The sequence below is a fragment of the Klebsiella sp. HMSC16C06 genome (genome assembly GCF_001808325.1).
In the GTDB taxonomy this organism is placed as follows: Bacteria; Pseudomonadota; Gammaproteobacteria; order Enterobacterales; family Enterobacteriaceae; genus Klebsiella; species Klebsiella variicola.
In genome coordinates, this window is sequence record NZ_KV792996.1 from 195,267 (window position 1) to 210,650 (window position 15,384).

10 protein-coding genes are annotated in these 15,384 nt (G+C 61.3%); 7 read left to right on the plus strand and 3 right to left on the minus strand.

Features of this window, described 5'->3' with window-relative positions; genetic code table 11:
- The first annotated feature begins 5 nt into the window (after nt 1-5).
- Nucleotides 6-1,007 carry a glycosyl hydrolase family 8 gene (locus HMPREF3142_RS10740; protein WP_012967086.1) on the plus strand — a complete coding sequence of 334 codons (1,002 nt, stop codon included), beginning with the start codon at nt 6-8 and terminating at the stop codon, nt 1,005-1,007.
- A gap of 107 nt (nt 1,008-1,114) precedes the next feature.
- Here the strand turns inward: HMPREF3142_RS10740 and bcsG are convergent, their stop codons facing one another.
- From bcsG to bcsE, 3 genes are read right to left on the minus strand one after another with little or no spacing between them, the layout of a single operon-like run.
- Complete coding sequence (bcsG, locus tag HMPREF3142_RS10745; RefSeq protein WP_070612064.1) at nt 1,115-2,794, minus strand: cellulose biosynthesis protein BcsG; 1,680 nt, start codon at nt 2,792-2,794, stop codon at nt 1,115-1,117.
- Nucleotides 2,791-2,988: a cellulose biosynthesis protein BcsF gene (gene bcsF, locus HMPREF3142_RS10750; protein WP_008806912.1), complete on the minus strand. Its 198-nt coding sequence runs from the start codon at nt 2,986-2,988 to the stop codon at nt 2,791-2,793. The genes bcsG and bcsF overlap by 4 nt, the downstream gene beginning before the upstream one ends.
- The gene (gene bcsE, locus HMPREF3142_RS10755) at nt 2,988-4,541 is read right to left on the minus strand and encodes a cellulose biosynthesis protein BcsE (protein WP_012967088.1); all 1,554 of its coding nucleotides are present in this window, start codon (nt 4,539-4,541) and stop codon (nt 2,988-2,990) included. Before bcsE ends, bcsF begins: the two co-directional genes overlap by 1 nt.
- Nucleotides 4,542-4,709: 168 nt before the next feature.
- On the opposite strand from bcsE, the gene bcsR reads away from it, so the two are divergent.
- Genes bcsR through bcsC form a run of 6 tightly spaced genes read left to right on the plus strand, consistent with a single transcriptional unit; the run spans nt 4,710 to nt 15,186 of the window.
- On the plus strand, nt 4,710-4,898 hold the full coding sequence (gene bcsR, locus HMPREF3142_RS10760; RefSeq protein WP_002921513.1) for a cellulose biosynthesis protein BcsR: 189 nt from the start codon (nt 4,710-4,712) through the stop codon (nt 4,896-4,898).
- An 11-nt stretch (nt 4,899-4,909) separates the two neighbouring features.
- Nucleotides 4,910-5,641 carry a cellulose biosynthesis protein BcsQ gene (bcsQ, locus tag HMPREF3142_RS10765; RefSeq protein ID WP_012967089.1) on the plus strand — a complete coding sequence of 244 codons (732 nt, stop codon included), beginning with the start codon at nt 4,910-4,912 and terminating at the stop codon, nt 5,639-5,641.
- A complete protein-coding gene (gene bcsA, locus HMPREF3142_RS10770; protein ID WP_012540356.1) occupies nt 5,638-8,256 on the plus strand; it encodes a UDP-forming cellulose synthase catalytic subunit in 2,619 nt (872 codons plus the stop codon). Before bcsQ ends, bcsA begins: the two co-directional genes overlap by 4 nt.
- 10 nt (nt 8,257-8,266) lie before the next feature.
- Complete coding sequence (gene bcsB / locus HMPREF3142_RS10775) at nt 8,267-10,612, plus strand: cellulose biosynthesis cyclic di-GMP-binding regulatory protein BcsB (protein ID WP_077270040.1); 2,346 nt, start codon at nt 8,267-8,269, stop codon at nt 10,610-10,612.
- Between the two features lie 3 nt (nt 10,613-10,615).
- A complete protein-coding gene (gene bcsZ, locus HMPREF3142_RS10780) occupies nt 10,616-11,725 on the plus strand; it encodes a cellulose synthase complex periplasmic endoglucanase BcsZ (RefSeq protein WP_012967091.1) in 1,110 nt (369 codons plus the stop codon).
- On the plus strand, nt 11,707-15,186 hold the full coding sequence (gene bcsC, locus HMPREF3142_RS10785) for a cellulose synthase complex outer membrane protein BcsC (protein ID WP_070612066.1): 3,480 nt from the start codon (nt 11,707-11,709) through the stop codon (nt 15,184-15,186). Before bcsZ ends, bcsC begins: the two co-directional genes overlap by 19 nt.
- Nucleotides 15,187-15,384: the final 198 nt, after the last annotated feature.

Below are 15,384 nucleotides of genomic sequence, written 5' to 3' on the forward strand. Positions count from 1 at the left end.
AATGTATGCCCCTGCGTGCTTTAGTGGCGGTGATAGTGACAACGGCAGTGATGCTGGTGCCCCGGGCGTGGGCGGATACGGCCTGGGAGCGCTATAAGGCCCGTTTTATGATGCCGGACGGCCGTATCATTGATACCGCCAATGGCAATGTGTCGCATACGGAAGGTCAGGGCTTTGCCATGCTCCTGGCGGTGGCGAATAACGATCGCCCGGCGTTCGACAAGCTGTGGCAGTGGACGGACAGCACCCTGCGCGATAAGTCTAACGGGCTGTTTTACTGGCGTTATAACCCGGTGGCGCCGGACCCTATCGCCGATAAAAACAACGCCTCTGATGGCGATACTCTGATCGCCTGGGCGCTGTTGCGTGCGCAAAAGCAGTGGCAGGACAAGCGCTACGCGATTGCCTCGGATGCCATCACCGCCTCCCTGCTGAAATATACGGTGGTGACCTTCGCCGGTCGTCAGGTGATGCTCCCGGGCGTGAAAGGGTTCAATCTCAACGACCATCTGAACCTTAATCCCTCCTATTTCATCTTTCCGGCCTGGCGCGCCTTCGCGGAGCGGACGCATCTGACCGCCTGGCGGACATTGCAGACCGACGGACAGGCGCTGCTGGGGCAGATGGGGTGGGGGAAATCACACCTGCCCAGCGACTGGGTGGCGCTGCGGGCGGATGGCAAGATGCTGCCAGCCAAAGAGTGGCCGCCGCGGATGAGTTTCGATGCGATTCGTATCCCGCTGTATCTCTCGTGGGCCGATCCGCAAAGCGCTTTGCTCGCGCCGTGGAAGGCCTGGATGCAGAGTTACCCGCGTCTGCAAACCCCGGCGTGGATCAACGTCAGCACCAACGAGGTGGCCCCCTGGTATATGGCCGGCGGTCTGCTGGCGGTGCGCGATCTGACGCTGGGTGAACCGCAGGAGGCGCCGCAGATTGACGACAAGGATGATTATTACTCTGCCAGCCTCAAGCAGTTGGTCTGGCTGGCGAAACAGGATCAGCGTTAGAGACGGTGATTGATTTGCCGCCTTCCCCGCCCGTAGGCATGCGGGTGGGGAAGGGAGAATGGGAACGTCTCACGATGTAAGGCCGCCAGTTTGGGCGGCCTTGTCGCTTATTGCGGATAAGGCACCCAGCTACCGCCATTCAGCTGGACATAAGGCTTGCCCTGATACTGGATGACGATGGCGTTGGCGTTTTCGGACACCGCTGCGCTCTGCGGCAGGTTTGCGACATACTGCTGCCAGTTGACGCTGTCCTCGCTGAACATTTTGCCGTCGAGGGCACGCACCACCAGCTCCGACACCGCCAGGTAACTGCTGGGCTGATCGATGATAATCGGCGCCCCTTCATGCGGCGCTTTCATGCCGAAGAATTTTACCGCCGTCGGGACGTTCGTGATCGACGGGCTCGGGATATCGCGCAGGCCAGAGACCTGCATCTTATCGCCCTTCAGCGCGCCGCCGTGTTCCGGCACCACCACCACCATCACTTTCCGCCCCGATTTCTCCAGCTCGGTGAAGAAGTTATCCAGGTCATCAAACAGCTTCTGCGCCCGCACTTTGTAGTCTGCGGTTTTGCTTTGCCCCGGGAAGTGGTTGCCGTCATGCAGCGGCAGGGTGTTATAGAAGGTGGCGCTCCGCGGATTGCTGCTGGCCTCTTCGGTCTTCAGCCAGCGGTTGAGGACCGCCAGATCCTCATACACCGGGGAGCCGTCAAACGCCTGCAGGCTGACCGGCAATCCGGTCTGGTCCATCAGCGGGCTCTGCATGCCGCCCAGCGAACGCAGTTCTTTCAGGAAGTCGCCGAACAGACCGTTATGGCCGAGCATCAGCTGCTGGTTGAAGCCGAGTTTCGCCAGGTTTTCAAACAGGTAGCAATCGGCGCCGGACGGCTGATACAGGTTGGTATGCGACAGCTGGCCGCAGCTGGCGCGCAGCAGGCGCACCGCCGCCGGGCCGCTGTAGGAGGTCGCGGAGTTAAAGTTTTTGAAGACAATATCGAAATGCTTCCACAGCGGATGGTCCATCAGACCGGCGGCTTCAATATCCGACCAGGAGAGCGAGCAGATATTGATCACCAGCAGGTCAAACGGCTGGGCATCCGCCGGCAGCTGGTCCGTGAACGGCGTTTTGCGCTTCTGCTCGGCGGCATAGAAACCGTTCAGCCAGTTGGTGAGATTGGCTGACGTCGGCGGCTCGGTCTGCGGTGGAATATCGCTGCTGGCGGGGCTGGTCGCGGTGCCAGCGGCGGCGTTGGCCCCGGTATTGGCCGGCGCGGTCGTGGCGGCGGCCGTGGTGGGCTGACCGGCGGGCCATAGGGTAAAGGCTGGCAGCAGCGGGCTGACCGCCAGCCAGACGACCATCGCGGAGACAAACACGGTGACGCGCAGCCACTGACTGATAAACAGCCACAGGACCAGTAAAACAAAGAAGGCGCCGACCATGCTCCAGTTAATAAACCGGACGATCAGATCCCAGATATAGCTGGCGCTGAAGCCGGCGATTTGCGAACCCTGGCTAAGAAGCGTCTCCGGACCGGGCAGCCAGGTATCGTGCCAGAACAGCGCGAAGCCGAGCGGAATAGCGATCCAGTGGCGGATACGGTGTAGCTTTTCGCGCGGGATCGGCACCAGCAGAAAGGCGAGAAACACCAGGTTCAGCATCGGGTGGAAATTGAGATACCCGGCCCACAGCAGGGCAAATTTGACCAGAAAGTAGAAGTTCCAGCCGCCAAGGCCGCGCCAGTACTGCCAGAGCGGAAGCGGTGTCGCGGTCGGTTTAGTGTTTGTCATTTGTTCGCTTTGCCTTGCTTAACCGTGGCTCCCCGGCGTAATACGCCTGCCGGTTTCACGTAACGGGGTTTAAAGAACATCAATCTTAACGTCGTGCGAATACGGCGCTGGTAATGGCGCGTCAGGTAGCCCAGCGGAAAAAACAGCAGGGCGCAGAGCACCACCAGTTGCAGAATATCGGCGATAGACATCATCAGGCTTGCTCCTCGCGGGTGGTTAACCGGTGTGGCTCGGGGTAGCGTCGCCAGTGGCGTCCATCGTGGGTGGCGTTGATGGTCTCGTTTTTACCCACCGACAGCGGCAGCGGCGTGTTCCAGCGCGCCGGCTCGACGCCGCGCATGATCACGATTTCCGAGAGGATCTGCTTGTCTTCAAACCACACCATGCGGTTAGAAAAAATATCGCCGGTCGGCAGCGGGAAAATGTGGTTTAGCGCGGTATCGAGGTCATTAATCCGGCAAAACGACAAAAACAGCACCAGCCGGTTATTGCCGATGGTCATGATATCGCCCATCCGGTTGGGTTTGCATAACGTCAGCGCCTGCTCAACGCGCAGCCCTGGCGCCGGGCGCAGGGCCACCATCACGCCTTTGCTATCGGCGGGCAGGAGGGTATTGGCCATCACGTTCTGTACCGCTTCGCAGAAAGCATCCCACTTCTGGTAGCCGCGCAGCTTTAACGGCTGGCTCCAGGTCAACAGCGTGGCGAAATCCTCCGGAATATGGCGGGAGAATTTTTGGTTCTGCACGCTTTCGATCAGCGTCAGGCAGCGGGAGAGCGACGCGCTGCTGGGGATCACCAGACTGGCGCCGCTGCTAAGCAGTAGCCGCTCATCCGTCGCGCGCAGGCTGGGCGTTTGTTCACGGACAATAATTTTCAGCGCCGTACCGCGCTGGCGACGCAGGGTATGAATATAGCGGCCCAGCTGTTCAATTTGCGTATTCTGGGTGATGGAGAAAAGTACCGTGGCCGCTTGTGCGGTGCGCCCGGCGTTGAAAACCTCGTCGTTGGTATCGAACAGGGTCCAGTATTCCGACAGCGGCGGGGCGCCTTCCAGCACGCGCATATTGCTGAGGATCACCTTCTCATCACTACGTGGCTGAACGTTGGTTTCAGCCTCCTGCGCCAGCCGCCAGCCGGCATCATCGTGTTGGACCATCAGCTGCTGCTGAGCGCTGATGCCTTTGTCGCTTCCCCACCAGGCAATATCAAAGAGATGCCGGTCGCCCTGGTAACGAATACTTGCCAGGCCGGAAAGGGAACGGTACTCGCGTAATAATGGGGTGAGCTGTCGATCGATATCCTGGGCGGAATTGATCGCCAGGAAAGCGCAACGGTGATATTGCGCCCAGCGGCTGGTCTTTTCCACCCACGCGCATAGCTTATCTTTATTTATATTTTGCCAGGTATTTTCAGCGCATAGCAGAATAAACAAGTAATTGCCAGGTTCGAGGGAGCAGACTAAATCACGATGTATTTCTTCCAGGGCTTCCGGACGATTCGGCAGGGTGAACAGCGCGATATTATCCGGGCCACCTTCATTATCTAATGAAATGATATTATTAGGTTTGTCTCCCATTACCAGCGCGGCGATCTTGCTGTTTTTCGCCTGCGCGGCCAGCGTCTGATTAAACAGACTGACGGCATCGGTATAACGGTCAACGTTGAGCCACCATACCCCACCGACCGGCATATGGCACACTTCATCCCATAATGATGAAATACCCAAAGTAAATACACTATCCACGGCATCCCTCGTGCGCCCTGATTGACACTGGATAAGTTTACTAGCGAAACCGGCAGAGTAAACCTAACATTGAAATTAAAGGTCATCAGTTTTAGCATGTACACCTGCTTTTAAGGATGCGCTGTATTCGTCCTCTGGTTTAATAATAAATTTCAAACGGACAGAGATATGCCAGCAAAAGATCCTGCAGTACCCACGGACGCCACGCTGGGGTACACCTTTCAAAATGATTTTCTGGCGCTAAGCCGGGCATTTTCCCTGCCGGATATTGATTATCATGATATTTCCCGGCGCGAGCAGCTGAATGCGGCGCTGAAGCGCTGGCCGTTACTGGCAGAGTTTGCAGAGAAAAAATAAGGAAGCCGGAGATGGCTATTCTGGGATTACAGGGCGTGCGCGGGGGGACTGGCGTCACGTCCATTACGGCTGCACTCGCCTGGGCGCTGCAATTGCTCGGTGAAACGGTGCTGGCGATCGACGCCAGCCCGGATAATATGCTGCGCTTTTTTTTCAATACCGACGTCCATCATCAGGACGGCTGGGCGCGGGCGCTGCTCGACGGCCGGGACTGGCGCGACGCGGGTCTGCGCTATACGCAACATATCGATCTGCTGCCGTTTGGCCAGCTCAGCGCCGGCGAAAGAGAAAATGCTGACCAGCTGCAGCCCGCGCTGGGGGCGATGGCGGAGGCTGTGCAGCAGCTGCAGAGCCAGTACCGCTGGCTGCTGCTGGATCTGCCGAACGGTTATTCGCCATTAACCCGCGAGCTGCTGACGCTGTGCGATCGCACGCTGGTGGTGGTTCATCCCGACGCCAATAGCCATATCCGTCTACACCAGCAGCCCCTCCCGGCCAACAGCGACATTCTGGTTAACGACCTGCGGGTCGGCAGCCAGCTGCAGGAAGATCTCTACCAGCTGTGGCTGGAGAGCCAGCCGCGCATCCTGCCGGTGACGATTCACCGCGACGAGGCGATGGCCGAGTGCCTGGCGGCGAAACAGCCTCTTGGGGAGTATCGTCAGGACTCCCTGGCGGCGGAAGAGGTGCTGACCCTGGCGAACTGGTGCCTGATCCACTATTCCGGCGGGAGGCCGGCATGATCCGCCTCAGCACGCTGCTGCTGGCTCCGCCGGTGGGGGAACGGCTGCGCGCGCGCTATGACGACTATCGGCAGCACGGGGCCTCCTGGCTCTCGGCGTCGCTTGGCTGTTTGTGGGCGTCGCTGGTCTGGGCGCTGATGCCGCTGGAGACGCCGCGCTGGCAGGCGATTCTGGCCCACCATGAAACCTATTTTCCCCATATTAATCCGCATCGCCCGCGTCCGCTGGATCCGCTGCGCTACCTGCTGCAATCCCTGTGGTTGCTGGCGACGCGTGTGCCGGAGCCGGAAAAAAAGGTCAACTGGCGCTCGCTGGCGGCCCTGGAAGGGGTGCACGGTCGCTATACGCAATGGCTGGAGAAATTGCCTGAACAGGTGAATGCCCGCACCGGCCATCTGGATAAACAGAAAGAGCTGGCGCACCTTAATCCGAAGCTGCGCCGGGCGATCCTTGGGGGGGTGACCTTCTGCTCGCTGGTGCTGGCGCTAATGTGTATTACGCAGCCCTTTAACCCGCTGTCGCAGTTTATCTTCCTGATGCTGCTGTGGGGCGTGGCGCTGCTGGTGCGGCGCATCCCGGGGCGTTTCTCGGCGCTGATGCTTATCGTGCTGTCGCTGACGGTGTCGTGCCGTTATATCTGGTGGCGCTACACCTCGACGCTGAACTGGAACGACCCGGTAAGCCTGGTGTGCGGGATCATTCTGCTGTTCGCAGAGACCTACGCCTGGGTGGTGCTGGTGCTGGGCTACTTCCAGGTGGTCTGGCCGCTGAACCGCCAGCCGGTGCCGCTGCCGGAGGACATGGATCTGTGGCCAACCGTGGACATCTTCGTCCCTACCTACAACGAAGATCTCAACGTGGTGAAAAACACCATTTACGCCTCGCAGGGCATCGACTGGCCGAAGGATAAGCTGAACATCTGGATCCTCGACGATGGCGGACGGGAAGCGTTTCGCCAGTTTGCCAAAGATGTCGGGGTGCACTATATCGCCCGTACCAGCCACGAGCACGCCAAGGCCGGTAACATCAACAATGCGCTGAAATACGCCAAAGGGGAGTTCGTCTCGATCTTTGACTGCGACCATGTGCCAACGCGCTCGTTTCTGCAGATGACCATGGGCTGGTTCCTGAAAGAGAAAGAGCTGGCGATGATGCAGACCCCGCACCACTTCTTCTCGCCCGATCCCTTTGAGCGCAACCTTGGCCGCTTTCGCAAAACGCCGAACGAAGGGACGTTGTTCTACGGCCTGGTGCAGGACGGGAACGATATGTGGGACGCCACCTTCTTCTGCGGCTCCTGCGCCGTTATCCGTCGCGGCCCGCTGGATGAGATTGGCGGGATAGCCGTCGAAACGGTAACCGAAGATGCCCATACCTCTCTGCGTCTGCACCGGCGGGGACACACCTCAGCCTATATGCGGATCCCGCAGGCGGCGGGGCTGGCGACGGAGAGTTTGTCCGCGCATATCGGCCAGCGCATCCGCTGGGCGCGCGGGATGGTGCAGATTTTCCGGCTCGATAACCCGCTGTTTGGCAAAGGCCTGAAGCTGGCGCAGCGCGTCTGCTACGCTAACGCCATGCTCCACTTCCTCTCCGGTATTCCGCGCCTCATCTTCCTCACGGCGCCGCTGGCCTTTTTGCTGCTCCATGCCTATATCATTTATGCGCCCGCGCTGATGATCGCGCTGTTCGTGCTGCCGCACATGATCCACGCCAGCCTGACCAACTCGAAGATTCAGGGCAAATACCGCCATTCGTTCTGGAGTGAAATCTACGAGACGGTGCTGGCCTGGTATATCGCGCCGCCCACCTTTGTGGCGCTGATTAACCCGCATAAAGGTAAGTTCAACGTCACCGCGAAGGGCGGGCTGGTGGAAGAAGAGTATGTCGACTGGGTGATCTCCCGGCCCTATATCTACCTTGTACTGCTCAATCTGGTCGGCGTCGCGGTGGGGATCTGGCGATTTATGTATGGCCCGGAAAACGAAATTCTCACCGTCTGGGTGAGTATTGTCTGGGTGTTCTACAACCTGATTATTCTTGGCGGCGCGGTGGCGGTCTCGGTCGAAAGCAAGCAGGTTCGCCGTTCGCATCGTGTCGAAATGAGCATGCCGGCGGCGATTGCCCGCGAAGATGGCCATCTGTTCTCCTGCACGGTTCACGACTATTCCGACGGCGGGCTGGGGATCAAAATTCACGGCGACGCGCAGGTGCTGGAAGGCCAGAACGCCAGGCTGTTGCTCAAACGGGGACAGCAGGAATATGCCTTCCCGGTAAGGGTCGCGCGGGTCAACGGCAGCGAGGTGGGGCTCCAGCTACTGCCGTTGACCAACCAACAGCATATCGATTTTGTGCAGTGTACGTTTGCCCGCGCTGATACGTGGGCGCTTTGGCAGGATAGCTTCCCGGAAGACAAGCCGATGGAAAGCCTGCTGGATATCCTCAAGCTGGGCTTCCGTGGCTATCGTCACCTGGCGGAGTTTTCGCCGCCGTCGGTGAAGGTGGTTTTCCGCGCGCTCACTTCGCTGGTGGCCTGGATAGTGTCGTTTGTACCCCGACGCCCTGAACGCGCCGCGCCGACGCTCTCCGCAGACCCGGCAATGGCTCAACAATGATGATAATGCGATGAAAAGAAAACTTTCCTGGATGTGTGCAGTAGCGGTGGGCATGTGCAGCTGGTATCCGCTGGCCTCTTATGCGGCGCCGGCCGTCGTGGCGAACGCCGCCCCTGGCGTTCAGCCGCAGGTAGCGACCCCGGGCGCGCCGATCGTGGTGGGCGAGCCAACGGCGGCCCTTGCCGAACCGACCGCCCCGGCGGCGGTGGCCGAGAACGTCCCGCAGCGGGAGGTGAAACTGACTTTTGCCACCATCGCGCCGCCGCCCGGCAGCATCGTGCTGCGCGGCTCATGGCCTGACGCGTCGGTCGAATTCGGCATGCGCAGCGATGAGCTGGTTGCCAACGCGCTGCTCAACCTGGAATACACCCCATCGCCTTCGCTGCTGCCCGTGCAGTCGCAGCTGAAAGTCTATCTCAACGATGAGCTGATGGGCGTCCTGCCCGTGACCAAAGAGCAGCTGGGGAAAAAGATCCGCGCGCAGTTGCCGATTGACCCGCTGTACATCACCGACTTCAACCGCGTACGGCTGGAGTTTGTCGGTCACTACCGCGATGTCTGCGAAAACCCCGCCAGCAGCACGCTGTGGCTGGACGTCGGGCGCGAAAGCTATCTGGATCTCACCTACCAGTCGCTGAAGGTGCATAACGATCTGTCACACTTCCCGGTGCCGTTCTACGATCCGCGCGATAACCGCCCGCTGACGCTACCGATGATTTTCCCGGGCTCGCCAGCGGTGGCCCAGCAGCAGGCGGCGGCGATTGTCGCCTCCTGGTTCGGCAGCAAGGCCGGCTGGCGCGGCCAGCAGTTCCCGGTCTATTTCAACGAACTGCCGGATCGTAACGCCATCGTCTTCGCCACCAACGACAAGCGCCCGGACTTCCTGCGCGATCATCCGCCGGTCAAGGCGCCGACCATCGAAATGATCGACAACCCGAACGATCCTTACGTCAAGCTGCTGGTAATTTTCGGCCGCGATGATAACGACCTGCTGCTGGCGGCGAAGGGGATTGCCCAGGGCAATATTCTGTTCCGCGGCAGCAGCGTCACCGTGGACGGCATCAAAACCCTGCAGCCGCGTCAGCCTTACGACGCGCCGAACTGGGTGCGCACCGACCGCTCGGTCACTTTCGCTGAGCTGAAAACCTATGAGCAACAGCTGCAGTCCAGCGGGCTGGTGCCGGATGCCATCACCGTGGCGCTTAATCTGCCGCCGGATCTCTATCTGCTGCGGGCCAACGGCATCGATATGGATCTGAAATATCGCTACACCATGCCGCCGGTGAAGGACAGCTCGCGGATGGATATCAGCCTCAACGACCAGTTCCTGCAGTCGTTCAGCCTGAACAGCGCTCAGGACGTGAACAAACTGATCCTGCGCCTGCCGGTGCTGCAGGGGCTGCTGGACGGCAAATCAGAGGTCACCATCCCCGCGCTGCGTCTCGGGGCGGTCAACCAGCTGCGCTTTGACTTCCAGTACATGAACCCGATGCCGGGCGGCTCCATCGACAACTGTATTACCTTCCAGCCGGTGCAGAACCATGTGGTGATCGGCGACGATTCGACCATCGACTTCTCGAAGTATTATCACTTTATCGCCCTGCCGGACCTGCGCGTCTTCGCCAATGCGGGCTTCCCTTACAGCCGTATGGCCGACCTCTCCGACACGCTGGTGGTGGTGCCGAAAGCGCCGACCCAGGGCCAGGTGGCGACGCTGCTGCAGGCGCTGGGCGGTATCGGTTCGCAAACCGGTCTGGCGGCGATTAATCTGCAGATGACCGACGATGGCAACCAGATCAAGAACAAAGACGCGGATCTGCTGTTGATCGGCGCGATCCCGTCGTCCCTCAAGGACGACACCAAAATCAACCTGCTGGTCGAGGCGACCAAAAGCTGGGTGAAAATGCCGATGCGCCACTATGACCTGGCGAGCATTTATCCCGATGACGATGCCCGCACGCCCAATACCCGCACCGACATTACCTCTTCCGGGCCGATGGCGGCGGTGATTGGCTTCCAGTCGCCGTATAACGATCAGCGCAGCGTGGTGGCCCTGCTGGCCGACAGCCCGCGCGGTAATGAACTGCTGACCAACGCCCTCAACGACAGCGGTAAGCGGGCAGCAATGTTTGGCTCGGTAGCGGTGATCCGCGAGTCCGGCGTCAACAGTCTGCGGGTAGGAGATATCTACTACGTGGGTCATCTGCCCTGGTTCGAGCGCATCTGGTTCGCGCTCTCTAACCACCCGATACTGCTGGCGATCTTCGCCGCTATCAGTATTGTGCTGCTGGCGTGGGTGCTGTGGCGCATGCTGCGCATCATCAGTCGCCGCCGTCTTAGCCTGGATGATGAATAAACCATGATGAAAGTACTTTGTGGCGCGGTGCTCTCCGCGCTGCTGCTGGCGGCGGGCCCGGTGAGCGCCGCCTGCCAGTGGCCCGCCTGGGAGCAGTTTAAAAAAGCGTACGTCAGCCCTGAGGGACGGGTGATTGACCCCAGCGATGCGCGCAAAATCTCCACCTCGGAAGGACAGAGCTATGGCCTGTTTTTCGCCCTGGCCGCCAACGATCGCGCAGGGTTCGACAAACTACTGACCTGGACGCAGAACAACCTGGCGGAAGGCGACCTGCGGCAACATCTGCCGGGCTGGCTGTGGGGCAAAAAGGACGATGAGCAGTGGACCCTGCTGGACAGCAACTCGGCCTCCGACTCGGATCTGTGGATAGCCTGGGCGCTGCTGGAGGCGGGCCGCCTGTGGCAGCAGCCGCAGTACACCGAGACCGGCAAAGCACTGCTGGCGCGGATTGTCGAGGAAGAGACGGTGGCGGTGCCCGGTCTTGGCACGATGCTGCTGCCGGGAAAAGTCGGTTTTGCCGATGACAGCGGCTGGCGGTTTAACCCCAGCTATCTTCCGCCGCAGCTGGCCACCTACTTTGTGCGTTTTGGCGCGCCGTGGCCTGCCCTGCGCGACAGCAACCTGCGCCTGCTGCTGGAGACCGCGCCGAAAGGCTTTATCCCGGACTGGGTGCGCTATGAGAAAGGGAAAGGCTGGCAGCTGAAAACCGAAAAGCCGCTGATCGGCAGCTATGACGCGATTCGCGTCTACCTGTGGGTGGGCATGCTCCATGATGGCGATAAGCAGAAAGCGCGCCTGCTGCAACGCTTCGCGCCGATGGCGGCGCAGACCACGGAGCAGGGGGTGCCGCCGGAGAAAGTGAATATCGCCACCGGCAAAACCAGCGGCCAGGGGCCCGTGGGCTTCTCCGCGGTGATGCTACCGTTTTTACAGGACGACGAGGCCCGGTCGGTGCAACGCCAGCGCGTCGCCGATAACTATCCCGGCGCGGATGCCTACTACAGCGCAGTTCTGACGCTGTTCGGCCAGGGTTGGGATCAACACCGTTTTCGTTTCACTGCGGGTGGCGAATTACAACCTGACTGGAACCAGGAATGCGCAAGCTCTCACTAAGTTTACTCACGCTGTCCCTCGGCGTGGCGCTGCTGCCGTTAGCGCAGGCGGCGACGACGCCTGCCCAGGAGCATCTGCTGGAGCAGGTCCGCCTTGGCGAGGCCAGTAATCGTGAAGACCTGGTGCGCCAGTCGCTGTACCGCCTGGAGCTGATTGATCCCAACAACCCGGATCTGATTGCCGCGCGGATGCGCTACCTGCTGCGTCAGGGGGATGCCGCCGGGGCGAAAAAAGAGCTGGAACGATTGACGAAGCTGGCGCCGGACTCCCCGGAGCTGAAGGCGTCGCGCAATGAGATGAAAAGCAACACCGGCGAGGGCCGGCAGGCGCTGCAGCAGGCGCGACTGCTGGGCGTGGCCGGGAAGGTCGATGAAGCCATCGCCGCCTATGAAAAACTGTACGGCGGGGTGCCGGATGACGTTGACGTCGCCATTGAATACTGGACGCTGGTGGCGCGCCTGCCCGCTCGCCATAGCGAAGGCGTCAGCCAGTTGAAAAAGCTGAACGCCAGCGCGCCGGGCAACGTCAGCCTGCTGACTTCGCTGGCGAAGCAGATGTTTGCCGATAACAAACCGCAGGAAGGGTTTGCCTATCTGGCGGAGATGGCCCGCTCGGCCTCAGGACGCGGCATCGCCGCCGACATGTGGTTCAGTGAAGTGAAAAGCATGCCGGTGAGCAAGGCCAGCGTGCAGGCGTTGCAGCAATTTCTCCTGCAGTTTCCCACCGGCTCGGTGGCGGCGAACGCCCGCGTTCTGCTCGACCAGCAGCAGGCGCAGCTGCAGGATCCGACCTTCCGCGCCCGCTCGGAAGGGCTGGCGGCGGTCAAGTCCGGGAATGCCTCGCAGGCGGTCGCGGATCTTCAGAAAGCCGTTCAGGCCGACAGCCGCGACAGCGATGCGGTGGGCGCCCTCGGCCAGGCCTATTCCCAGCGCGGCGATCGCGCGCGGGCAGTGGCGCAGCTCAATAAAGCGATTGCCATGGACCCCGACAGCCCGAACCGCGGCAAATGGGACAGCCTGCTGCAAACCAACCGTTACTGGCTGCTGATCAAGCAGGGGGATAACGCCCTGAAAGCCGGCCAGCTTTCGCAGGCGCAGAACTATTATGCCCAGGCGCAGCGTGTCGATCGCACCGACAGTTATGCCGTGCTGGGATTGGGGGACGTCGCGGCGGCGCGCAAAGAGTCGGCAGCGGCGGAGCGCTATTACCAGCAGGCGTTGCGCCTGGATCGCGGTAATAATCTGGCGGTGCGCGGTCTGGCCAACCTCTATCGCGCCGAATCGCCGGAGAAAGCCAGCGCCTGGATCGCCGGCCTCCCTCCCGCTCAGCGGCGGAGCATCGATGATATTGAGCGCAGTCTGACCAACGACCGGCTGGAGAAACAGGCGCAGGCCCTGGAAAGTCAGGGCAACTGGGCGCAGGCGGCGGAAGTCCAGCGTCGGCGCCTGGCGCTGGATCCGGACAGCGTGTGGATAACCTACCGTCTGGCGCGCGATCTGGTTAGCGCCGGTGAACGCCAGGAGGCCGACGCGCTGATGCGGGCGATGGTCAACCGCCAGCCGCAGGATGCTGAACGGGTCTACGCCTCGGGGCTCTACCTGTCGGGAAACGACCAGGACGATCTGGCCCTGGCGCAAATCGCCGCTCTGCCGCGCAGCGCGTGGACGGATAATATTCGTGAGCTCGAAGCGCGTTTGCAAAGCGACCGGGTGCTGCGCCAGGCCAACCAGCTGCGCGACAGCGGTAACGAAGCGCAGGCGATCGCCCTTATCCAACAGCAGCCCGACTCGGTGCGCTATGACCTGACGCTCGCCGACTGGGCGCAGCAGCGCGGCGACAGCCAGACGGCGATTGCCGACTATCAGCGGGTGCTGCGCCAGGAGGCCGACAACGGCGATGTGCGCCTCGGCCTTGCGGAAGTCTACCTGGCCGAGGGCGATAAACAGGCCGCCCGGGCGCAGGTCATGCAGTTGAAAGGCGCAGAGACCGAATCCATGAATATGCAGCGTCGGGTCGCGCTGGCGCGAGCCGGCCTTGGCGATACCGCTGACGCGCAACAGATTTTTAACCAGATTGTGCCGCAGGCGAAGGCGCAGCCGCCCTCGATGGAGAGCGCGTTGGTGCTGCGCGATGCCGCGCGCTTTGCCACCCAGACCGGGGCGCCGCAGCAGGCGCTGACGCACTACCGGGAGGCGATGGTGGCCTCCGGCATCACCCCCGTGCAGCCGCGGGATAACGATACCTTTACGCGGCTGACGCGCAACGACAGCCAGGATGACTGGCTGAAGCGCGGGATCCGTAGCGATGCCGCCGATCTTTATCGCCAGCAGGATCTGAACGTCACCCTGGAACACGACTTCTGGGGTTCCAGCGGCACCGGCGGCTATTCCGACCTGAAGGCGCATACCACCATGCTGCAGGTGGATGCTCCGCTGGCGGATGGCCGGATGTTCTTTCGCACCGATCTGGTCAATATGGATGCCGGCAGCTTTTCCACCCACAGCGACGGGAGCTACTCGCCCAGCTGGGGCACCTGCGGGGAGATCGCCTGTACCAGCGGCAGTAAAAACCAGACCGACAGCGGTGCCAGCGTGGCGGTCGGCTGGAAGAATGACACCTGGAGCGGCGATATCGGCACCACCCCGATGGGCTTTAACGTCGTCGATGTGGTGGGGGGGCTGAGCTACAGCAGCGACGTCGGGCCGGTGGGGTACACGGTCAATGTCCACCGGCGCCCCATCTCCAGCTCGCTGCTCTCCTTTGGCGGGCAGAAAGACAGCAGCAGCCATACCGGCACCACCTGGGGCGGCGTCCGCGCCGACGGCGGCGGCCTGAGCCTCAGCTATGACCGGGGCGAAGCGCACGGCATCTGGTCCTCGCTGGGGGCCGATTCGCTGACCGGTAAAAACGTGGCGGATAACTGGCGCGTGCGCTGGATGACCGGGTACTACTACAAGGTCATCAACGAGAATAATCGTCGCGTCACCGTCGGCCTCAACAATATGATCTGGCACTACGACAAAGATCTCAGCGGTTACACCCTCGGCCAGGGCGGCTATTACAGCCCGCAGGAGTATCTCTCATTCGCCGTGCCGGTGACCTGGCGTCAGCGTACCGAGAACTGGTCCTGGGAGCTCGGCGGGTCGGTGTCATGGTCCCATTCGCGCACCCAGACGCAAGCCCGTTATCCGCTGCTGAACCTGATCCCGTCCGACTACCGCCAGCGCGCCAGCGAGCTGACGGAGGAGGGGAGCAGCAGTCAGGGAGTCGGTTACACCGCCAGAGCGCTGGTGGAGCGGCGGGTGACCAGCAACTGGTTCGTCGGCGCCGCGGTCGATATTCAGCAGGCGAAGGATTACACCCCGAGCCATGCGCTGCTTTACGTCCGCTACTCGGCGGCCGGCTGGCAGGGGGATCTGGATATGCCTCCCCAGCCGCTGGTGCCCTACGCCGACTGGTAGCAGAATAGGCTGAATTACGTCACAGAGCGCCACTCCACGACGCGCTTCGCGTATACTCGTGAGGCATTGCCCACCGTCGGCCGCCGGGGCGATTTCCCCGGCGTCTGCGCCACCGCGCGGAAATATCCCGTCACTTCATCCCTCGCGGGCGTGGGCGAAGGATTTGAGTATATAATCAGCCTGAAACGACCGGCATTG